This is a genomic window from Limnoraphis robusta BA-68 BA1 (assembly GCF_034932365.1).
GTDB lineage: Bacteria > Cyanobacteriota > Cyanobacteriia > Cyanobacteriales > Microcoleaceae > Capilliphycus > Capilliphycus robustus.
Window position 1 is genome coordinate 23,709 of record NZ_JAYGHR010000021.1, and the last position, 20,427, is coordinate 44,135.

The window sequence follows — 20,427 nt, forward strand, 5'->3', positions numbered from 1 at the left end:
TCACTGTTCAGATTCAAAAATTTTTCAGTCGAAGGGCTTGCAATTTTTAATCGGGTTTTGCTATAATTGAAAATTGTTGATGAAACTCTGGCTCCGTAGCTCAGTGGTTAGAGCAGGGGACTCATAAGCCCAAGGTCGCAGGTTCAAATCCAGCCGGAGCCATTTAATACTCGAAATAAAGCGCGTCTCTGTAAAAAATGAGCGTGCTTTTTTGATAGCTTGCGTAGTTGTAGTCATTTCGAGTATGATATCCTCGTAACAATTCGTAAACCCGAGGAAGTATCCAGAGGATTTACTTCCTAATCGGATTGAATGGGACATCATCGTAGAGAAAGTCAAGGAGAAATACGTTATGGCAGAAGAGTGCATTCGCGTTGGTTTATCTGCACCCGAATTTACCGCAACTGCTGTCATCGATCAAGAATTCAAAACGATCAAGCTGTCTGACTATCGCGGCAAATATGTTGTCCTTTTCTTCTATCCGTTGGACTTCACTTTTGTTTGCCCGACTGAGATTACAGCATTTAGCGATCGCACCGAAGAATTCACCCAACTCAATACCCAAATCCTGGGTGTTTCCGTTGACAGTGAATTCTCCCATTTAGCGTGGATTCAAACTGATCGCAAATCCGGTGGAGTCGGTGACTTAAAATATCCCCTGGTTTCTGACATCAAGAAAGATATCAGTGCAGCTTACAATGTCTTAGATCCAGAAGCGGGAATTGCCCTGCGGGGTCTGTTTATCATTGATAAAGAAGGCGTTATCCAACACGCAACCATCAACAACCTTGCTTTTGGTCGCAACGTGGATGAAACCTTACGCACCCTGCAAGCCATTCAGTACGTGCAAGCCAATCCCGATGAAGTTTGTCCGGCAGGTTGGAAGCCTGGTGAAAAGACGATGATTCCTGACCCTGTGAAGTCTAAGGACTTCTTTGCTGCGGTTTAATCTGAGTTATTCATTGAGAATGAGTCAGGGGGATGGGAAAATCATAGACAATTGTATATATATAAATATAACGGTTTGTTCTGTGAGCCGTCACCCCAACTCATTCTTGATTGTTAACTGGTGAAAATGATGCTGACTTCTACTGATTTTAGTGGCTTATTCAATCGTCGCTTTTTCAAGAACTTTTTACCGATTCCGGCGACCTATTATCTACAAATCGGTTTAAAGACACCGGATTTTCAACTGCCTGATGTCACTCATGGTCAGTCGGTTCGTCTGTCAAACTATCGGGGAAACTGTCCGGTTGTTTTGGCGTTTACTCGCATTTTTACCGAAAAACAATATTGTCCGCTTTGTTACCCCCATATTAAAGCTCTGAATACGAACTATGAACAGTTTGTACAACGGGGGGTTGAAGTGTTGATGATTACCAGCACCGACGAGCAACAAAGTCAAACTGTGGTTAAAGATTTGGGCTTAAAAATGCCCTTATTGTCCGACCCGAATTGCAATACTTTTCGACGGTATAAATTGGGTCAAGCATTAGGAGCGCCTTTGTCTGCTCAGTTTGTTTTAGATCGAGACGGAATACTCCGTTATCAACATTTATTTTCCTTTTTTGAGTCAAACGCAGGTATTGATAAACTATTAGGGGAACTCGACAAACTCACCACCTAGTCATCGTTAAAAATACTCGCTTGAAATTGACTACTTTTGAGGCGCTCAACAATTCCTTCTCGATCTTCGACCCAAAAACGAGAACCAAATCTCACTAAATATTGGTTGGAGACGACTGCTTCAACGGGGTATTTTTTCTGGTCTGGGTTTCCATTATAATCCTCTAAAATCGTTTTCAGATTATCTAATTTTGATGTTTGTTCGATTTCTTCGGGTGTTAGGTAGAGTCTAACTGAGGGTAGTTTTTCGGTAGGTTTAACGCTTTGCAAAAGGTGTTCAACGGATTCCGCTTCCTCAATAATAAGCTGAATTTTCTCCTCCTGCTTATCGACTTTACCCGTTACCAAGAAAGACTTGTTTTCTTCGAGAGAAGTTAGAATCTCTTGAAAAGTTCTGGGGAAAACAATCGCTTCCGCTTGTCCGCTCATATCCTCAACTTTTAGAAAAGCCATCGTTTCCCCTTTCTTGGTAACATGGCGCTTGACTTCTACAATCACCAAAAATACTTTAACTTTTTTTCCTTTGTGTTCCGCTAAATCTTGTAACGTAATTGCATCTTCAATCGGATTGGCTTTAATAATCGATTTCAGGGGATGTTCAGAAACATAGAACCCGAGTAATTCCTTCTCAAGTTGTAACTTTTCTTGAGTCGAAAAATCATTAGTTGGTTGAGGTTTAGGTGCGTCTTCGTTGGTATTCGTTGTGGTGTTTCCTCCTAATAAATCAAAAATACTCCCCTGACCAATTTCTTTATCTTTAGCTTTTCCTTGCGCCCAAGGAATTAATAAATTTAAGTGAACAATCGCCTGTTTTCTATTTTTGTTCAGACTATCTAAAGCACCGCATTTAATTAAAGATTCCAAAGCACGGCTATTCACAAATTGCAAGTTTATCCTGCTACAAAAATCAGCCAAATCCTTAAATTTACCCCCTGTTCTTCGAGCCACTAAAATATTTTCAATCGCGGATTCTCCGACATTTTTTATTGCAGATAAGCCAAAGATAATTTTACCCTCAAAAGGTGTGAAATCTACTTCCGAACGATTCACATCTGGGGGAATCACATCAATTTTTAAACTCCGTTGACAGGAGTCAATATATTTTTGTACTTTGTCGGTATTATCGCTATTTTCTGTTAGCAAGGCTGCCATATATTCAACGGGATAATTCGCTTTGAGATAAGCCGTTTGGTAGGTAACGAACCCATAAGCCATTGAATGGGATTTATTAAAACAGTTGGAAGCTATCGAACCATTTTTCAGCAGGAAGTTATGGTCTTTTTCAACGCCAATATCATAAACGGTTTGACTACCTAAAGACTTTCGACTAACAATTTTAACCATGTTTGTAACTCCTTAAAATCTCTTCTATTTTGAGCCTTTTTCGTTGTTTAAAAGCAAGTATAATTTCTTGCTTTTTTTGAATATCAAGTTGGTTATAGTTCAGAATTTTCACTTGACTTATACCGAATCTGCATTAACCTGTTTTAATTCTAACCCTTTTTCAAAAATCTCATCTATGGGTAGCATTTGATTATCCATTGTCATAAACTTATGATCTTTTGTCGCCAGAATAATTGAACCATCTTCAAGACAATACTCAAAGACTTCTTGTTTTCCTCGATTGTGCCATTGGGCGATAGGTTGAGTATAAACAAAACCATTTTTATCAACACTGTAAACCGTACATTCTATCTTTTTATCTACAATTTTACCGATGGGTAGAGGCCCGTATTCAACCGTTAAAATTTCGGTATCATAACTCAAACAATATTCCGCGAAAGCTAACATTTGATCAAATAAATGTTCAGCAATTTGTTTACTCACACCATTTTTAGTTGAACCATCAATAAAGGCTTCTCTTTGTTTCTGCATTTCTGAGAGTTTCTTTTTCCCCATCGCCCGACGTAATAAATCCGCTTCTCCTAGCGAATATCCCGCCAAATCTTGCGCCATTTTCATAATTTGTTCTTGATAAACCAGAATCCCATAAGTTTCTTGTAAAATTGATTGCAATAAGGGATGTTCATACTCAATGGGGACTCTTTTATGTTTTCGATCAATAAATTTAGGAATCAATCCCGCATCTAATGGCCCAGGTCTATAGAGGGCTAAAATCGAGGAAATATCCTCAATATTAGACGGTTTTAAATCCTTCACAATTTGCCGCATTCCCGAAGATTCTAACTGAAATACCCCTTCTAAATCACCTCGTTCTAATAGTTTATAGGTATTTTGAATATCTTGCGGTAGTTTTTTTGCTGTGCCTTTTGCGAGGATTTGACAAGCTCTGCGTTCATCGACGGGAAGTTGATCTGGATTAATTTTAAAATGATGATTTTGCTCAATCAGTTCAACAACTCGCTGAATAATCGTTAGGTTTTTCAATCCCAAAAAGTCCATTTTCAACAATCCCAAAGCCTCAATATCTTCCATAAAATATTGAGTAATCACCGCCCCATCATTGTTTCGTTGTAGAGGCACAATTTCATCTAAAGACTGTTTAGAAATCACCACACCTGCCGCATGAACCCCGAAAGTTTTGTTGGTTCCTTCGATGCGAATTGCCATATCTATCCACTGACGCACGGGTATTTTTCCGACGATTTCTCCCTTATCATCTTTAATCTCAACCTCTTCAGTTTCATAGGCGGCTTTAAATTCCGGGGATGGAGTATCATCAGAAATCATTACTTTTAATTTGGCGGGTTTTCCTCGAGATACCGGAATTAATTTCGCCATTTGATCGGATTTACTATAAGGAATTCCTAACACTCGGGCGACATCTTTTAAAACCGCTTTAGACGTCATGCGGTTAAAGGTGATAATTTGAGCGACTTTATCTTCGCCATATCGGTTCGTCACATACCGAATCATTTCATCCCGTCTAGCGATACAAAAATCGGTATCAATATCTGGCATTGATTTCCGTTCAGGATTCAAAAAACGCTCAAATAATAACCCATGATGAACCGGATCAATATTAGTAATTTTCAACGAATAAGCGACTAAAGAACCTGCGGCAGACCCTCGACCTGGCCCCACGGGAATATTATTTTCTCGGGCATATTTAATATAATCCCAAACCACCAAAAAATAGGTTGAAAATCCCATTTTTTGCATCATTTTCAGTTCATACTCTAAACGTTCTCGATATACAGGTGAAATTTCTGAACGAGTCTTGGCGTTTAAACGTTCTAATAATCCTATCCAGGTGACTTCTTCTAGATAAGTATCAGATGTATGATTAGGTGGAATGGGATAGTCAGGAATACGAGATTCTCCCAAAATTCCGGTATAGGGTTCAACTTTTCCGGCAACTTCTAGGGTATTTGCAATGGCTTCTTGAATTACATCATCGGGTAAATGATCGCGAAATAACTGCGCCATTTCTTCGGCTGATTTTAGATATTCCGTCCCCGAATAACGCATCCGTTTTTCTTCGGAAATCAGTTTTTGGGTGTTAATACAAAGTAGCGCATCGTGAGCTTCTACATCATAACAAGAAATAAAATGAGAGTCGTTGGTTGCAATAATTTTAATGTCTAATTTTCGGGCAATTTTCACTAATTCTACGTTAACAATTCGATCTTCAGGCGAACCGTGATCCTGTATTTCTATATAATAATCTTCACCAAATACATCTTTATACCATTTCGCGGTTTTTTGGGCGACATCCAAACGTCCCTGTAAAATGGCTTGGGGAAGTTCACCGCCTAAACAGGCACTTGTCACGATTAACCCTTCGTGATACTGTTCTAAAAGCTCTTTATTAATGCAGGGACGGGCGAAAATTCCCTTTCCTTGAAATCCTTTCAGATGAGAAATTGTTGTCAGTTTAACGAGGTTTTTATAGCCTTTTGTATTTTTCGCTAAAACAACCTGATGATATTTTTTGAGTCCCCGTTGTTGTTGAGTCACATCGCCATTAATCACATACATTTCATTGCCAATAATGGCTTTAATTCCCTTGTTGCGACATTGTTTAATTAACTCTATCGCACCGTACATAACGCCGTGATCGGTAACAGCAATTGCAGGCATTCCTAACTCAACGGCTCGCTCAATGAGTTGGGGTAATTGAGAGGCTCCATCTAACAGGCTATAATCACTATGAATGTGCAGACCAACAAAAGACATAATTGTTTTATAGAATTTATAGAGAGTTTTACAGTAGAATTTTTATGGAGTAAGGGCAGGTTTAGTCAGGTTTTCTGTGGGAAGTTAGAAATCGATGTGAACCCGCCCCTACCATCTATTTTTCCTTCTAAAAACCTGTTTATAATCGATATTCACGGTTAACAGTTTTCCACAAGCCCGCGCACATCATACTATAGATTTGTTCACTTCAGTATAATAGATTTATGATCGACTTTCGCAATACAAATACTGTCTGGGCTTCTATTCTTGTTGAAACGTTACATCAACTGGGATTAACGACTGCGATTATTAGCCCCGGTTCTCGTTCAACACCTCTAACGTTTGCCTTTGCTCAACATCCGAATATTGAATCTATCCCCGTTCTCGATGAACGTTCTGCCGCTTTTTTTGCGTTAGGAATTGCTAAAAAATTAGGCTTACCAACGGCTCTCGTTTGTACCTCTGGGACGGCAGGGGCGAACTATTATCCGGCTGTAATTGAAGCCCGAGAAAGTCGAGTTCCCTTGCTGATTTTAACAGCCGATCGCCCTCCAGAATTGCGAAATTGTCACGCCGGACAAACGATTGATCAAGTTAAATTATACGGTAATTATCCCACTTGGGAGAGCGAATTGGCAACCCCTTCTTTAGAACTTCAACTGTTATCTTACCTGCGGCAAACGCTAATCTATGCTTGGGAGCGATCGCAGCGTCCGATACCGGGGGCAGTTCATCTTAATTGTCCGTTTCGTGACCCTTTAATACCCGTCCCCCAAGCCGCAGCGTTAGAGTTAGAAGCAACTTTTCCCTCTGATTTCTTCTCGACGGTTTCTCCAGAACAACCCGTTAATTCTACTCTTAATTTAAACCCATACTTGGAAAAATGGCAATCCTGTAAACAAGGCTTAATTATTGCGGGAGTCGCTCAACCCCAGTCTCCTCAATTATATAGTCAAGCAGTTGCTAAACTTTCCCAATTTTTAAACTGGCCTGTATTAGCAGAAGGGTTATCTCCAGTTAGAAATCATGCTAAAATTAATCCGAATTTAATTTCAACCTATGACCTAATTTTACGCCATCAAAAACACGCTCAAAAACTCAGTTTTAATACTATTATTCAAGTCGGAGATTTACCAACCAGCAAACAACTAAGAACTTGGCTAGAAAAGCTTTCACCTCAAACCTATATTATCGATCCAACCTATCAAAACCTCAATTCATTACACAATTCAGCGATTCATTTGCGATATTCTATCGAACAAATTTCTGATAGTTTATCCAACCTTAAACCGAAAAATACTAACAAAAATTACCTGAAACTTTGGCAAGATGCGGAAGCCATTGTTAGAGGCGAAATAGAGCGAGAGATGACAAGTTTTGAAGTTTTAACAGAACCCAAAGTTTCTTGGCTTCTGCCGCAAATATTACCGCCTCAAACGCCTATATTTATCTCTAATAGTATGCCTGTGCGGGATGTAGAATTTTTCTGGATGCCCAACGCGCTAAAAATTCAACCCTTTTTTAATCGAGGTGCAAACGGAATTGAGGGTACATTATCTACCGCTTTAGGCATCGCTCATCATCAACAAAGTAGCGTATTACTAACAGGTGATTTAGCCTTACTTCACGATACAAACGGCTTTTTGTTGAGAAATAAATTCATCGGACATCTAACAATTTTGTTAATCAATAACAACGGGGGCGGAATTTTTGAACTGTTACCTATTGCAGAATATAATCCGCCCTTTGAAGACTTTTTCGCGACTCCTCAACACATTGACTTTGCTCAACTCTGTAAAACCTACAGCGTAGACTATCAAAAAATCCAAACTTGGCATCAACTCAAACAACTCCTAAACCCCCTACCCAAACAAGGAATTAGAGTGTTAGAAATTCCGACAAACCGCAAACTAGACGCACAATGGCGGCTAAACACACTCAATAAATTTGCAGTCAATTTAGAGTCTTAGGCGGCTACATTTTCAGCTAACAAAGGATCTAACTGTCCTTGGCTATTGAGTGTATAAATATCATCACATCCGCCAATATGCTGGTTATTAATAAAAATTTGAGGAACACTACGCCGCCCATTGGCCCGTTCAGCCATTTGATTTCTAGCAACATTGTCGCCATCTATTTTATACTCAGTATAATTAACCCCTTTCCACCACAATAATAATTTAGCTCGGATACAATAGGGGCAGGTTTGCCAAGTATAAATTTCAACATTCGCTTTCACTTGTTCGGGATGTCTTCCCAAGATAGGATTAAGGAAATCAAACATAATTTTAGGGTTTGTTGAGTGATTATTTTAGCGGATCTGACTGGATGATAAATTGGGTTGCACTCGTTTAATATCATTTTTGACTCGATGCAACAACTTAAACTCTCGCAGCATCAAAGCATAGTAGTGAACAGTAAACAAAATATTAATCCCGAAAAAAATAGTCGTGAGGAGAAACCGAAATATAGAACCAAAACTAAACTCGGAAGCCATTGTAAACACAGAAAAGATAATAGAACACAAACCGAACCCAGAAGCAAAGGAACTCAGAATCAGTAGACGAACTTTAGACATTGTTCAATAAAAAAACGATAGATTAGCTTGACTGGTGTAACACGGGGTCAATCATTGCTGAGAATTACACGACTCAAGCCTATTATTCCTGATTCTCCCCCGAAAGTACAAGCTTTTTTGGTGACTTTTCTGGGGATCAATCCTATAACTTATTTTTCAGTCAGAAAATTTACGAGGAGAGTTGGAAACAGTGGCTCTTTATCAGTGTCAAGTTGCTGATTTTCAGAAAACCTGAACAAATCCCTGACAAAGAGCCAGAGTTGAACGCTATCTCTAAGCCCCAGAATAGCCTAAAGGTTGTCAAGTTCCTTGCGTAACTGTTCCAACTCAGCATCAACTTCTGTTTTTTGGGCGGGAGTTTGGGGAGTAGAAGCTTGGCTGGGGGGGAGTTGAGCTTGAGTTTGAGCAGGGCCAAGCTGCATTTGCGCTTTTAAAGCCGCTAAATCATCATCCACATTTCCGGCTTCCAGTGCTTTGAACTGACTTTCTAAGTCTGCACCTGCTAATTCTCCTGCGGCATTAGAACGAGCTTCCATTTGCAGGACTTTTTCTTCCATGCGATCAAAAGCTGCCATTCCGCCCGAGGTATTAATACCGCCCAGCATTCCCTGTAACTGCTCATTTGCCTTAGCCGCTTGCGCTCGGGCTTTGAGCATATTTTTCTTGGTTTTCGCTTCAGAGATTTTACTCTCTAACTGAATCAAGTTGCGTTTGAGGGCTTCCACCTGAGTAGTTTGCCCGTCGAGCGTAGCCTTAATGGTGTTGGCTTGCTCCTCATAGCTTTTCTTACGCTGCAAAGCTTCTCGAGCGAGGTTTTCATCTCCCTTTTGCAGAGCCAGTTGAGCGCGAGACAGCCATTGATTGGCTTGAGACTGGCTTTGATTATATTGCTGCTGGCTGCGTTTTTGAGAAGCGATCGCCTGTGCCACCGCCTGACGGAGCTGCACCAGATCTTCCTGCATCTCAATAACAGTCTGCTCTAAGATCTTTTCTGGATCTTCAGCCTTGCTGACCATATCGTTTAGGTTCGATCTAACGACACGGCTAATCCGATCGAATAGTCCCATAACGCTGTTTTTCCTTCAACGGTTTATAAAGTTAATCGCAGCAGGCTGATCAAATTAACCTGCCTTCATAGAATAGCTTTGGGCAACTGCTAGTAGCTACTACCTACAGTTTAACTCCATTACCGGATCTCCCCCTGTTGCTCTGTACTGAAATTTTAATTCATAGCGCAGGGCGCACAGTTCGGGGGGAAACTAGGGTGAGCGGAAAAAACGGTTGCCTTTTGCCTGTTGCAAGATTGCCTGCCTCCTGCTAACTGTAAACTGTCTTCACTGGTCACTGGTCACTGTAAACTGTAAACTGTCTTCACTGGTCACTGTAAACTGTAAACTGTCTTCACTGGTCACTGGTCACTGGTCACTGTAAACTGTCTTCACTGTTCCCTATTGCCCGGTAACATTTTCGCTTTCATCGCCGCCAACTCCGCATCAACATCATTATCATCCGCTTCGAGAGCATCAAACTGTTTTTCTAAATCATTCCCAGAGAGTTCAGCCATCGCCTGAGAACGGGCTTCGAGTTGCATCACCTGATCTTCCATCTGTTCAAAGGCATTCAAAGCGCTTCCCGTGCTAGTATTGCCGAGAATCTCATTTAGCCTTTCAGAAGCTTGAGCCGAACGCGCCCGAGCCACAAATAGATCTTTTTTCGCCTTCGCCTCACTAATTTTACTCTCCAGCTTTCGCATATTTTGCCGCAACTGTTCAACCACTTGAGCTTGCTGTTCGAGTTGAGCAGACATTACCGCTTCCGTTTCCAGATAAGACTTCCGACGAGTTAAAGCTTCTCGGGCGAGTCGTTCTTCTCCTTTTTGCAAAGCGAGTTGTGCGCGTCTGTACCATTCTTCAGCAGTGGTTTTTGCCTGAGAAGATTGGCGCTCGGTGCGTTTTTGGGTGGCGATCGCTTGAGCAACCGCTTGTCTGAGTTGCACCAAGTCTTCCTGCATATCCATCACCGTTTGTTCCAGAATTTTCTCTGGATCTTCGGCTTGGCTGATCAAACTATTAATATTGGCGCGAATAACCCGCCAAAGGCGACCAAAAAGCCCCATAATGATTTTTCCCCAAGCTATTCTCCAGTTTTCGGTGTGTCATACTGCACAGAAACACCTTGAACGCGCAGTTCTTCAGCCAGACGTTGAGCAGCAGCCTGATTATCCAACGCACCCATCTGAACTTTTACCCCAGTTTTAAACTCTCGCACATAAGCATCCGGCACAACTTCTCGGACTTTTTCTAGCGCTCGTTCATCGGTGTAGGATGTCACCACATAATACAGTCCATCATTGGCTCTAACGGGAGCGGTGTTGGGTTTGGTTGCGGCTCCGGCTGGAGGTTGAGGAGTGGGTGTTTGTACAGGTGCGACAGTCGGTGCAGGTGCAGGTTTGGGAGTTGCCGGAACCGGATCAGGAAGGAGTTCATTGGTTAAGTTGCTCATTCCTGGCCCACTCGGTAGGGGACTGGGTGGCGTTAAATTTTGAGCATTTGGGGGAACCGGAGTTTGAGTTGTTGGAGCCGGAATCGGATTCGGATTGGGATTAATATTGCTAAGGGTGCTTAACTCTAGATCAACAAATTCACGAGCAGCTAAATTCGGCTTGGGTTCCAGAGGTCTCGGATCGGCCGAATCATCTGTTTGTTGGGGGTTTTGATTAAATTTCCACCAACGATTTAACCCTAAAGTTGCCATTCCTGACGGCGACATCACCACATAGCCCAAACCAATACAGGATAAGAGAAACAGCAACATTGATCCAATCCCCACAGGGGTCAATAAACTCCCCACCCAACTGCGTTTTCTACGTCTAGCCCGCCGTTGTTCTAGACTGCTGACCAATTGTTGAGACGATTCTAGATAACCCTGGGGTGCATAGGGATTAACGGGTGAGGGGGGAGAACTGTGACCATTTGTAGATGACCCTGACTCGGTTTCTGATAAACGAGGGGCTAAGGGTGCCGATGACGGGACAACAACAGATTCCCAACCCGATGGGATTTGGGATGTGGGAGATTTGGCGACAGGTGTAGCTGGGGCTGAACTCGGTTCAATATTACTTTCTCCCGCAGAGACAGATAACACCTCTGAGGGTTTTTGAGTGTAAGAACTCGATGGCTTTGCAGAGGTTGGGGTCGGGGTTGTCTTGCGTCGATAACGTCGATATCGCGAGAGTTCTTCTTCGAGTTGAACATCTAGACTCCCTAAAACCGCTTTAAGCGCTGGTTGCAGTTGAGCATCTGAAGATTTGTTCGAGTTGACCACAGAAGATTGATTCATGCGAAGCACTCCTAACAGTTTTGTAGTGGAAATTGACGCTCCCATCGCGCTCAAGCGAGGGATTCTCAGTTCTTTGAGTGAACTTACTAAATCTAAGTTTCCTTGTCAATAGCCTCGGTTCTTCTCTCCCTGAGCGTTGATTCCTGTCCGCCCGACAGTATTTTTAGTGCCAATATGAGAATGTTTTTTGCTGCGTTTTCATCTCTATCTAACACTGTTCCACAACTACAAACATGAGTTCTAACTGATAGCGATTTTTTGACTCTTTGACCACAATTAGAGCAGTCTTGAGAAGTATAGTTAGGGGCAACAGCTACTACTTGCTTTGCAAATAGTTGAGCAAAATATTCTAACCCTTCTCGAAACTGAGTCCAGCCAGCATCAGATATCGACTTTGCTAAACAATGGTTTTTAACCATGTTTTTTACACTTAAATCTTCGTAGGCTATAAAATCGTTAGATTGAACTACGCACCTTGCTAATTTAACAACAAAGTCTTTACGCTGCCTAGAAATTTTTAAATGTTTGCGTCCTAGTTTTACTCGGTTTTTGTGATATCGTTTTGACTGTGTTTGACCTCTTTTGTGCTTTATAGAAAGTCTTTTCTGTAGACGTTTTAAGCCTTTTTCACTTTTTTTGAGATATCTAGGGTTCTCTATTTGATTCCCTTCTGAATCTGTATAAAAGTGATTAAGACCCACGTCTAACCCAATTTGTCTCCCTGTAAACTCAACAGATTCTTTCCGCTCAACATCAATACAGAACTGAGCGTAATAACCATCGGCTCTACGAACTAAACGAATTCGCTTAATCTGTTCCTTTTGGTAATAGTTTAAATCTCTTGAACCTACAAGTTTAAGTTTACCTATTCCTGTTTGATCAGTAATAGTTAAAGTTTTTCTATCTTCGGAAAGCTTCCAACCACAAGTTTTATACTCAACTGAACGACTAAACTTTTTAAATTTTGGGTATCCTTTTTTGCCCGAAACTTTCCCTTTACAGTTGTTAAAAAATCTACTAATACTAAGCCAGGCCCTTTCAGCCATAGACTGTCGAGCCATTGAGTTTAACTTGCCTACAAAAGGATATTCAGGATGATCGGCTAAAACTTTGCAATACTTATTGAGAGAAAATCGATTAACTTTTTCTTCTTTAGGTGCATCCATCCAATAGCGTAAACACTTATTTCTGATGAACTGCCCCGTCCGTATCGCTTCATCTACTGCTACAAGCTGATGTTTGTGTGCTTTTAGTTTAAACTCGTAAACTAGCATTGTATCGACCTTTCACAACTGCTACGATCACGATAACATTTTAGCTGTACAAATGACAAGCAAGCCAGAGAAAATATACAACAGTAGTCGTAGGGCGGTATACAGTATCACTGTTCATTTGGTTTTTGTGACGAAGTATCGGCGCAAAATCCGCGCAGGAGCCATGATGCAGAGGTTAGGTGAAGTTTTCAGATCAGTCGCAGAAAAATGGGATTCTCAGCTTATTGAATTTAAGGTCGAATCAGACCATGTTCATTTACTGCTGAGTTATCCTCCACACAAATTATTAAGCAATTTAATAGCTAATCTAAAAGCTACAGCGTCTAAAACACTGTGGCGAGAGTTTGAAACTGAACTTGCTCAAACTTACAGGAAACGAGTTTTATGGACAGGATCTTATTTTGTTGCTAGTTGCGGTGGCGTTACGATTGAACAACTTAAAGTCTATGTCCAAAATCAAGATTGTCCGGATTCATCCCATCACTAAAAGTGAGGGTCTTCTCCGGACGGCAGATAAAATTAGCAGCTTTTCAGACTTGAGTTTCTTTAGATATATTTTGATGCAATCGTTAAATCAGGTTTTAGGTCGTTTACACATTCAGCTTCTGACTCCCGAACAGCAGCAGTTTCAATCAACGCTTGACCACTGGGCTATGGTTGTCGGTCAAAGGGCGATCGCTCACACTCGACCTGTTTCTATCAACCGAGGAGTCCTGATTGTCGCGACTTCTAGTGCTGCTTGGTCTCAGCAGCTCACCTTCAAGCGATCGCAGATTCTCCGACAGTTAAATCAAAGACTTTCTAATCCTTTGAATGATATCAAGTTTTCCACGGCTCTGTGGCATGGTCAAGGCAATTGTTCAGTTTCGGCTGAGGATGCTGCTGATCGACCCCAAAATCATCCTAGTTATATTACAGATATTCCCCCTTCCCCAACTAATGCTTCACCCACTCCTGTTTCTCCCCAAACGGCTTTTGCAAATTGGGCGGAAATGATCCAAAGGCGATCGCAATCTTTACCTGAATGTCCTCAGTGTCATTGTCCGACCCCACCCGGAGAACTGAAGCGTTGGTCTGTGTGTGCCATGTGTTTTAGCCAGCAACCCTTTCAACCCTAGTTTTTAGTTTATTAAAAAAAAAATATTGAGATTATATGGCGATCGCGATCGCAAATTCTCGGGTAGTCCTGCGGGAAATGACCAAAGCCTCAAGGACTCTGACTTTCTACTTGAGAGAGTTTCCGCTCTACAGATTTGCCTCTGTCCCCTTTCCCCGATTTGATCCGTTGTATATTTCCATTTTTTCTATCTAAAGCAGGATGTACAAACCTCTTTTTGTAGCTCTATTGACATTTTATCTTTACGGGTTTAGCTTGATCCCCAATTGGTTTCCCTTGCTACAGTCCAAAACCTTCCCCGTTTACAGTTCTCAACTTTCCCTGGCTTAATTGTATCTGTTTATAAACCAAATCTAAAATAAACATAAAATTCAATTGTGGCTTGGGGATCGCTCAAAGTTAGACAGAATAATGATTGATGGATAATTAATCGTGCTGGCTCGATCCATGACAATAAAGAGTATCAAATGGATTCATACAGGAGTACCTCATGGACGCCTCACACACTCTGACCTCATGCTGTCGTTGCTGCCAACATTACACACCCGAAGGCCGCAGAGGTGGACACTGTAGCCAGCTTCATGTTCCGGTTAAAGGTGGATGGAAAGCTTGTCACTTAGCAATGTTAGCGTTTTCTTCACCTTGGGAAGAAGCCCAAAAAATGGTCGTTTTACCCCAAAAAGTCGAGGTTTTACCGGATAAAGTCTCCGTTGCTGTCCTCGCCTCCTAAATGAAGTCCACGACGCATTACATCTTTTCTTTTGACTGAGCAACCCATTACTTTAAGATTAAGATCAGGGTTTTCTTCAGAAACATCGGTTCTTAACAAGTTTTACATTCAATCAAATTCAACATTAAAAACACAAATTTTCAAAGTTACCCGTCTAGGGGCGCGCCTCCGTAGAAATCTCTGTCACTCACAAACAACATTAGAAATCTCTGTCACTCACAAACAACATTAATAAACCCGCCCAAGCATTCACCGATGTAGGGGCGGGTTCACACAGATTTATTCATCCCACAAACAACATTAATAAACCCGCCCAATTCTCATTCTAGACTTTAAGGAAGCCAGGGATATTGACGAAAGTTAGGCTTTCGTTTTTCTAAGAAAGCTTGTTTCCCTTCTGATCCCTGTTCGGTCATATAGTAGAGTAATGTCGCATTTCCGGCGAGTTCCTGCAAACCAGCTTGACCATCACAATCAGCATTAAACGCAGCTTTTAAACACCGAATGGCGATCGGACTTTTATCTAAAATTTCATTCGCCCATTGAATGCCCTCAGCTTCCAGTTGTTCCACAGCTACCACACAATTAACTAACCCCATTTCTAAGGCTTGTTGAGCATTATATTGGCGGCATAAAAACCAAATTTCTCGGGCTTTTTTCTGGCCGACAATTCGCGCTAAATAACTCGCCCCGAACCCGCCATCAAAGCTCCCCACTTTCGGCCCCGTTTGACCAAAAATCGCATTATCAGCCGCAATAGTTAAATCACAAACTAAATGTAAAACATGACCGCCTCCAATGGCATAACCTGCCACTAAAGCAATCACAACCTTCGGCATTGACCGAATTAATCGTTGTAAATCTAACACATTTAAACGAGGAATTCCGCCATCATCAATATATCCTGCTTCTCCCCGCACGCTTTGATCTCCACCCGAACAAAAAGCATATTTTCCATCAGTATGTGGCCCTGCTCCGGTGAGCAAAATCACCCCAATTCGAGTATCTTCTCGAGCATTACTAAACGCATCACAAAGTTCATTCACCGTTTGAGGACGAAACGCATTGCGTTTATGGGGACGATTAATGGTAATTTTAGCTATCCCTTCTGCTTTGTGATAAAGGATATCTTCGTAAGTTTTCGCCGTTTGCCATTCAATAGACATTTTTAAAGGAGTTGAAATGGTAAAATTGTGTTAGAGGTGAGAAAGGGTAACAGTTTTTTGAGTCACCCGGTTAAAAGTGATCGCTAATAATTGATCACCGCCTATTATCTGATATAGCAATGAGCAGGTTAATGTTTACAACTTCTTTGTGTCTTTGTGTCTTGGTGGTAACATTCAAGGCTAGACCCTTGTAAACAAGCCAGCGCGACCTGCTATAACTGATCACTGATTATTAACTCTTTTGAACCGATAATCACCTCACCAATTTGATAAGCTGAAATCTGGCAAGACTCAAAATAGTTAATTGTTTCTTCAGCTTGGTGTGGTGACACAATCAACACATAACCAATTCCCATATTAAACGTTTCCCACATCGCTGTTTGATTAACATTTCCCGTTTGAGAAATCCACTCAAAAATCGGCAGATTCTGCCAACTGTTAGGAATGATCCGAATCGATTGATCTGGTCCTAAACACCGAGGTAAATTTTCCGGTAAACCTCCTCCCGTAATATGCGCCATTCCATGAACTTCTAACCCGGATTTTAGAGCGTTTAAAACAGGTTTAACGTAAATTTTTGTGGGCGTTAAACACAGTTCTCCCAAGGACAAACCCCCAAATTCAGCCGGACAGTCTTCCCAACTCAGTTGGCGATCGCTAACAATTTTTCGGACTAAACTAAAGCCATTGCTATGAACGCCACTACTGGCGAGTCCAATTGCTACATCCCCCAGTTTCACCTGTGAACCATTGAGGATCTGACTTTTTTCGACAATTCCCACACAAAACCCCGCCAGATCGTATTCTCCGACTGGATAAAATCCTGGCATTTCTGCGGTTTCGCCGCCAATTAAAGCACATCCTGCCTGTTGACAGCCCTCTGCTATTCCTTCAACGACTTGTACTAATTGTTCGGGGTTGAGTTTTCCGGTGGCGAGATAATCTAAAAAAAACAGGGGTTCGGCGCCGCAGGTCAGAACATCGTTGACACACATCGCCACTAAATCAATTCCGACGCTGTGATGACGGTTGAGTTGGGTGGCGAGTTTGAGTTTGGTTCCTACTCCATCGGTTCCTGAGACTAATACCGGGTGTTGGTAGCCTGTGGGAATTTCAAAACAACCCCCAAAACCCCCTAAGCCGCCGAGTACCTCCGGTCGATAGGTGCTTTGGACGGACTGACGAATTCGTTCTACGAAGTCTCGACCCGCCGCTACATCGACTCCTGCTTCTCGATAATCCATAACTCTATTTACCCGTTATCAGCATTCAGTTCTCAGTGTTTAGATTACCAAGTTTGGGGATCGAACCGCTTGAGTCAAGTCTTGATTTTTACATCTACCTCGGATTTGGGCTTCAATATTCATCTATCAGAAAATTTTATCACTCAAAAATTAGCTAAGTAAAAATTCCTAAAAAGCCCATAGGACAAGCGGTTTTGACCAAACTAAACCGTCTAGTCTAGACAAAAAAACGAAAGGTGACAACCGATACTGATTCCGAATTTTGCAAGTTCGTGTTAGTCTGTTGCAGTTGCTTTGGCAAAGGTGAACACGTTCCGAGTATGAGTTGACTTCTGTTGTGAACTCACCCAGAGTTAGCTCTGGAAAACTCGATTTTCAAGTAATGATTGTGAATAGGTTTATGAAGCAAAAAATTTTGAGTGGTTTCGCCGCAATGGTGTTGGTATCAAGCTTAAGTGTCTCCCTGTCGAGCCACGCCGAACCAACTCCATCATCCCCAGAGGCTCAAGAGAAGGAACTCACAGAAGTCAAAACTTCTTTTGAGGAAACCGCAGAGCAAGCAACTTTGGAAACGGTGAGTTATACCACTGCTGTAAAAGTCGGGGAATATCAGTCTGAGACCCGCAATGATGTTCGCTCAAATGCGATCGCCACCATCAAGGCTCACGAGTGGAACAGCCGACAAGCAGCGACCCTGTATGTGCGTAATATTCCTGTTCTGACTTTTGTTGAAAAAACGTCTTCAACTCCGCAAACCCCTAGCAGCAATCTCGTTAAAATCGCAACCGTATTAGAGTCTTCGCAACCCCTCAAAAAGCCGAGTTCTGATACGCAGTCACAACAGAAAACCGATCCAGTCGCCCGAGCAACGGAAGTCGCCGCAAAACTCAATCAACTGAACCGCTATCCGGTTGATGCAAACAGCATCGGTGTGCGCTGGAACGAAGAACAGCAAAACTACAGTATTGAAATAGAAGGTCAAACCCTAGTTGTAATCGATACAGAAACGATTCTGCCCGACACCACCCAAAATCTGGCTGAGGACGCCCTACAAGCAACCAATCGACTCCGGCGACAACTGGGTTATGCTGCGCCTTTGAGCAAAATTGAGGGCAAATCCCCATTGCATCTCGAAAGTGCGTTCAATCGTCAGGTGATTAAAGCGATTGTTGGCTGGGCTTCTTGGTATGGTCCCGGTTTTCACGGTCGATTAACGGCTAACGGAGAACAGTTTAATCAGTATGAATTAACCGCCGCTCATCCTTCACTACCCTTTGGAACAACAGTACGAGTCACGAATACTGAGAATGGCCGTTCTGTTGTGGTGAGGATTAATGATCGCGGGCCATTTACGGGCGGTCGAATTATTGATTTATCAGTAGCGGCGGCTCAAGCGATCGATATGATCAATAGTGGCGTTGCTCCGGTTCAGGTTGAAGTTCTCGCTCCAGTACAGTAGACAGGGAAGAGTCTAACGAGTGAAGAGGTTTCAGGGAACAGTAGATAGCTAATAACTGATCACTGATAAGACTGGTGACTGGTTACTGTAAACTGGTACGGGTAATTGATGAATTACCCCTACAACTGGTTAGTGTAAACTGTAAACTCTTGACAGTAAATCATGCGCCTGTTTACTACAGTGGCAGCCATGCGCTGTTACCTGAACATCCATCGTTCCAAAACCCCACAGGTTGCCATCGGATTTGTCCCTACGATGGGAAGTCTACATCCGGGTCACTTAAGTTTGATTGACCGGGCTAGAGTAGAAAATGCAGTTGTTGTCGTCAGTATTTTTGTCAACCCTCTTCAGTTTGGGCCGCAAGAGGATTTGAAACAGTATCCCCGTCCACTGGAGCAAGATTTATCGCTTTGTGAACAGGCGGGGGTGGATGTGGTGTTTACGCCCAGTGCAGAAGAAATCTTGGGGCTAGACCATCAACAGCAAACAACCGTTGTTCCGCCGTCTAATCTGATATCGGTGTTATGTGGCCCCAATAGGCCGGGTCACTTTCCGGGTGTGACAACGATTGTCGCTAAATTTTTGAATATTATTGAGCCGCATCGGGTTTATTTGGGTCGCAAAGACGCTCAACAATTGGCAATTATTCGACGCATGGTGACTGATTTGCATTGGCCGATTGAAATAGTCGCTTGTCCCATTATTCGAGAAGTTTCCGGGTTAGCATACAGTTCTCGCAATCAATATTTGACGCCACAGGAAAAACAACAAGCAACGGTACTGTATCGCGCTTTGGGTAAAGGGAAGCAAGTGTTTTTATCTGGTAATTCTGATGCCGAAGCGATACTGGCGGCGGTTCATGCTGAACTCGCGACAACGACCGAGATTAAATTGGAGTATTTGCAGCTCGTTGATCCTGATACAATGGCTCCGTTAACTTTTGTTCGTGAGGTGGGACTGTTGGCGATTGCAGCTCGTGTGAATACAACTCGGTTAATTGATAATGTGATTTTACGCAACCGCAAACCGATTTTGGCGATTGATGGGCCAGCCGGGGCGGGAAAATCAACGGTAACGCGCCAAGTTGCTCAACAGTTGAATTTGTTATTTCTCGATACTGGGGCGATGTATCGGGCGGTGACTTGGTTGGTGCTAGAGATGGGGATTGATATCACTGATCAACCTGCGGTGGCTGAGTTGGTTCATCAATGTCAGATTGAGTTGAAGCCTCGAGAAGACCAGCTTGAGATTTATATTAATAGTCGTAATGTCACCGCCGAAATTCGCTCTCAACAGGTAACAGCGAATGTCTCGGCGATTGCGGCTCAACCTGCGGTGCGTGAGTCGTTAGTTGAGCAACAAAAAGCTTATGGTCGAACTGGGGGTGTGGTCGCGGAAGGACGGGATATTGGGACTTATGTTTTTCCCGATGCTGAACTGAAGATTTTCCTCACCGCTTCAGTCAAGGAGCGATCGCAACGCCGACAACTGGAACTGCAACAGCAAGGTCAGGGAGAGATTAGTCTCGAACAGATCGAACAGGACATTGCTCAACGCGATTACAAAGATAGCACTCGCTCTATTGCTCCTCTACGAAAAGCGGCGGATGCGATTGAAATTCAAACCGATGGTTTGACGATTGAACAGGTAACAGAGCGTATTATTCGTCTGTATTACGAGAAAACAACACATTTAACATAAATTTTTGAGAGATTTACCTAAATTTGCCCTAATATCTTTAGAGATGTGATTTG

Annotated in this window: 18 protein-coding genes and 1 tRNA gene; 9 read left to right on the forward strand and 10 right to left on the reverse strand. The window is 42.4% G+C overall.

The genetic code is table 11. The features are described from left to right. The first annotated feature begins 89 nt into the window (after nucleotides 1-89). The 3 genes from VB836_RS10245 (at nucleotide 90) to VB836_RS10255 (ending at nucleotide 1,627) form a co-directional block, all read left to right on the forward strand. Nucleotides 90-162 (forward strand) — tRNA-Met (locus tag VB836_RS10245). A gap of 190 nt (nucleotides 163-352) precedes the next feature. Then, nucleotides 353-949: a peroxiredoxin gene (locus VB836_RS10250; protein WP_046282439.1), complete on the forward strand. Its 597-nt coding sequence runs from the start codon at nucleotides 353-355 to the stop codon at nucleotides 947-949. A gap of 129 nt (nucleotides 950-1,078) precedes the next feature. Further along, nucleotides 1,079-1,627 carry a peroxiredoxin family protein gene (locus VB836_RS10255; protein WP_323219288.1) on the forward strand — a complete coding sequence of 183 codons (549 nt, stop codon included), beginning with the start codon at nucleotides 1,079-1,081 and terminating at the stop codon, nucleotides 1,625-1,627. On the opposite strand, the gene VB836_RS10260 is transcribed toward VB836_RS10255, so the two are convergent. Together VB836_RS10260 and VB836_RS10265 are read right to left on the reverse strand one after the other, a co-directional pair. Then, nucleotides 1,624-2,970 carry a helix-hairpin-helix domain-containing protein gene (locus VB836_RS10260; RefSeq protein ID WP_323219270.1) on the reverse strand — a complete coding sequence of 449 codons (1,347 nt, stop codon included), beginning with the start codon at nucleotides 2,968-2,970 and terminating at the stop codon, nucleotides 1,624-1,626. The two genes, VB836_RS10255 and VB836_RS10260, sit on opposite strands and share 4 nt — an antisense overlap. A gap of 117 nt (nucleotides 2,971-3,087) precedes the next feature. Next, entirely contained in the window at nucleotides 3,088-5,766 is a 2,679-nt protein-coding gene (locus tag VB836_RS10265) for a DNA polymerase III subunit alpha (protein WP_323219271.1), read from the reverse strand. Between the two features lie 224 nt (nucleotides 5,767-5,990). On the opposite strand from VB836_RS10265, the gene menD reads away from it, so the two are divergent. Continuing rightward, entirely contained in the window at nucleotides 5,991-7,736 is a 1,746-nt protein-coding gene (menD, locus tag VB836_RS10270; protein WP_323219272.1) for a 2-succinyl-5-enolpyruvyl-6-hydroxy-3-cyclohexene-1-carboxylic-acid synthase, read from the forward strand. Here menD and grxC read toward each other — a convergent pair. The 6 genes from grxC to VB836_RS10300 all read right to left on the reverse strand — a co-directional run bounded on the left by grxC (nucleotide 7,733) and on the right by VB836_RS10300 (nucleotide 12,957). Then, nucleotides 7,733-8,050, reverse strand: coding sequence for a glutaredoxin 3 (gene grxC / locus VB836_RS10275; RefSeq protein WP_323219273.1), 318 nt, complete (start codon nucleotides 8,048-8,050; stop codon nucleotides 7,733-7,735). The genes menD and grxC overlap by 4 nt on opposite strands. Nucleotides 8,051-8,077: 27 nt before the next feature. Further along, complete coding sequence (locus VB836_RS10280) at nucleotides 8,078-8,344, reverse strand: hypothetical protein (RefSeq protein ID WP_046278493.1); 267 nt, start codon at nucleotides 8,342-8,344, stop codon at nucleotides 8,078-8,080. A gap of 290 nt (nucleotides 8,345-8,634) precedes the next feature. After that, entirely contained in the window at nucleotides 8,635-9,411 is a 777-nt protein-coding gene (locus tag VB836_RS10285; RefSeq protein ID WP_323219274.1) for a PspA/IM30 family protein, read from the reverse strand. Nucleotides 9,412-9,782: 371 nt separating this feature from the next. Continuing rightward, the gene (locus VB836_RS10290; protein WP_046278495.1) at nucleotides 9,783-10,460 is read right to left on the reverse strand and encodes a PspA/IM30 family protein; all 678 of its coding nucleotides are present in this window, start codon (nucleotides 10,458-10,460) and stop codon (nucleotides 9,783-9,785) included. 17 nt (nucleotides 10,461-10,477) lie between these two features. Further along, nucleotides 10,478-11,683, reverse strand: a complete 1,206-nt coding sequence (locus VB836_RS10295) for a hypothetical protein (protein ID WP_323219275.1) — start codon at nucleotides 11,681-11,683, stop codon at nucleotides 10,478-10,480. A gap of 92 nt (nucleotides 11,684-11,775) precedes the next feature. Continuing rightward, a complete protein-coding gene (locus VB836_RS10300; RefSeq protein WP_323219276.1) occupies nucleotides 11,776-12,957 on the reverse strand; it encodes an RNA-guided endonuclease InsQ/TnpB family protein in 1,182 nt (393 codons plus the stop codon). A gap of 52 nt (nucleotides 12,958-13,009) precedes the next feature. Between VB836_RS10300 and tnpA the strand changes: the two genes are divergently transcribed. From tnpA to VB836_RS10315, 3 genes are all read left to right on the forward strand, one after another. Continuing rightward, nucleotides 13,010-13,444 (forward strand): IS200/IS605 family transposase, encoded by a 435-nt coding sequence (gene tnpA / locus VB836_RS10305; protein ID WP_323219277.1) that lies wholly within the window; start codon nucleotides 13,010-13,012, stop codon nucleotides 13,442-13,444. A gap of 73 nt (nucleotides 13,445-13,517) precedes the next feature. Then, nucleotides 13,518-14,075: a DUF721 domain-containing protein gene (locus VB836_RS10310; RefSeq protein WP_046278509.1), complete on the forward strand. Its 558-nt coding sequence runs from the start codon at nucleotides 13,518-13,520 to the stop codon at nucleotides 14,073-14,075. Nucleotides 14,076-14,564: 489 nt separating this feature from the next. Next, nucleotides 14,565-14,804, forward strand: a complete 240-nt coding sequence (locus tag VB836_RS10315) for a hypothetical protein (protein ID WP_072075581.1) — start codon at nucleotides 14,565-14,567, stop codon at nucleotides 14,802-14,804. A gap of 332 nt (nucleotides 14,805-15,136) precedes the next feature. On the opposite strand, the gene menB is transcribed toward VB836_RS10315, so the two are convergent. Further along, nucleotides 15,137-15,970, reverse strand: a complete 834-nt coding sequence (gene menB / locus VB836_RS10320; RefSeq protein WP_046278497.1) for a 1,4-dihydroxy-2-naphthoyl-CoA synthase — start codon at nucleotides 15,968-15,970, stop codon at nucleotides 15,137-15,139. A 212-nt stretch (nucleotides 15,971-16,182) separates the two neighbouring features. Further along, nucleotides 16,183-17,214 (reverse strand): phosphoribosylformylglycinamidine cyclo-ligase, encoded by a 1,032-nt coding sequence (gene purM, locus VB836_RS10325; protein WP_323219278.1) that lies wholly within the window; start codon nucleotides 17,212-17,214, stop codon nucleotides 16,183-16,185. Nucleotides 17,215-17,614: 400 nt separating this feature from the next. On the opposite strand from purM, the gene VB836_RS10330 reads away from it, so the two are divergent. Next, nucleotides 17,615-18,673 carry a septal ring lytic transglycosylase RlpA family protein gene (locus VB836_RS10330; protein WP_323219279.1) on the forward strand — a complete coding sequence of 353 codons (1,059 nt, stop codon included), beginning with the start codon at nucleotides 17,615-17,617 and terminating at the stop codon, nucleotides 18,671-18,673. A gap of 162 nt (nucleotides 18,674-18,835) precedes the next feature. Continuing rightward, nucleotides 18,836-20,374, forward strand: coding sequence for a bifunctional pantoate--beta-alanine ligase/(d)CMP kinase (locus VB836_RS10335; protein WP_323219280.1), 1,539 nt, complete (start codon nucleotides 18,836-18,838; stop codon nucleotides 20,372-20,374). Nucleotides 20,375-20,427 lie beyond the last annotated feature (53 nt).

What these genes read in the sequence shown, in the direction of transcription:
- VB836_RS10330 (WP_323219279.1), top strand. Translation starts at nt 17,615, where the DNA reads ATGAAGCAAAAAATTTTGAGTGGTTTCGCCGCAATGGTGTTGGTATCA.
- menD (WP_323219272.1), top strand. Translation starts at nt 5,991, where the DNA reads ATGATCGACTTTCGCAATACAAATACTGTCTGGGCTTCTATTCTTGTT.
- VB836_RS10335 (WP_323219280.1), top strand. Translation starts at nt 18,836, where the DNA reads ATGCGCCTGTTTACTACAGTGGCAGCCATGCGCTGTTACCTGAACATC.
- VB836_RS10285 (WP_323219274.1), bottom strand. Translation starts at nt 9,411, where the DNA reads ATGGGACTATTCGATCGGATTAGCCGTGTCGTTAGATCGAACCTAAAC.
- VB836_RS10290 (WP_046278495.1), bottom strand. Translation starts at nt 10,460, where the DNA reads ATGGGGCTTTTTGGTCGCCTTTGGCGGGTTATTCGCGCCAATATTAAT.
- purM (WP_323219278.1), bottom strand. Translation starts at nt 17,214, where the DNA reads ATGGATTATCGAGAAGCAGGAGTCGATGTAGCGGCGGGTCGAGACTTC.
- VB836_RS10250 (WP_046282439.1), top strand. Translation starts at nt 353, where the DNA reads ATGGCAGAAGAGTGCATTCGCGTTGGTTTATCTGCACCCGAATTTACC.
- VB836_RS10310 (WP_046278509.1), top strand. Translation starts at nt 13,518, where the DNA reads ATGCAATCGTTAAATCAGGTTTTAGGTCGTTTACACATTCAGCTTCTG.
- VB836_RS10260 (WP_323219270.1), bottom strand. Translation starts at nt 2,970, where the DNA reads ATGGTTAAAATTGTTAGTCGAAAGTCTTTAGGTAGTCAAACCGTTTAT.
- VB836_RS10265 (WP_323219271.1), bottom strand. Translation starts at nt 5,766, where the DNA reads ATGTCTTTTGTTGGTCTGCACATTCATAGTGATTATAGCCTGTTAGAT.
- VB836_RS10295 (WP_323219275.1), bottom strand. Translation starts at nt 11,683, where the DNA reads ATGAATCAATCTTCTGTGGTCAACTCGAACAAATCTTCAGATGCTCAA.
- VB836_RS10300 (WP_323219276.1), bottom strand. Translation starts at nt 12,957, where the DNA reads ATGCTAGTTTACGAGTTTAAACTAAAAGCACACAAACATCAGCTTGTA.
- VB836_RS10255 (WP_323219288.1), top strand. Translation starts at nt 1,079, where the DNA reads ATGCTGACTTCTACTGATTTTAGTGGCTTATTCAATCGTCGCTTTTTC.
- VB836_RS10280 (WP_046278493.1), bottom strand. Translation starts at nt 8,344, where the DNA reads ATGTCTAAAGTTCGTCTACTGATTCTGAGTTCCTTTGCTTCTGGGTTC.
- menB (WP_046278497.1), bottom strand. Translation starts at nt 15,970, where the DNA reads ATGTCTATTGAATGGCAAACGGCGAAAACTTACGAAGATATCCTTTAT.
- VB836_RS10315 (WP_072075581.1), top strand. Translation starts at nt 14,565, where the DNA reads ATGGACGCCTCACACACTCTGACCTCATGCTGTCGTTGCTGCCAACAT.
- tnpA (WP_323219277.1), top strand. Translation starts at nt 13,010, where the DNA reads ATGACAAGCAAGCCAGAGAAAATATACAACAGTAGTCGTAGGGCGGTA.
- grxC (WP_323219273.1), bottom strand. Translation starts at nt 8,050, where the DNA reads ATGTTTGATTTCCTTAATCCTATCTTGGGAAGACATCCCGAACAAGTG.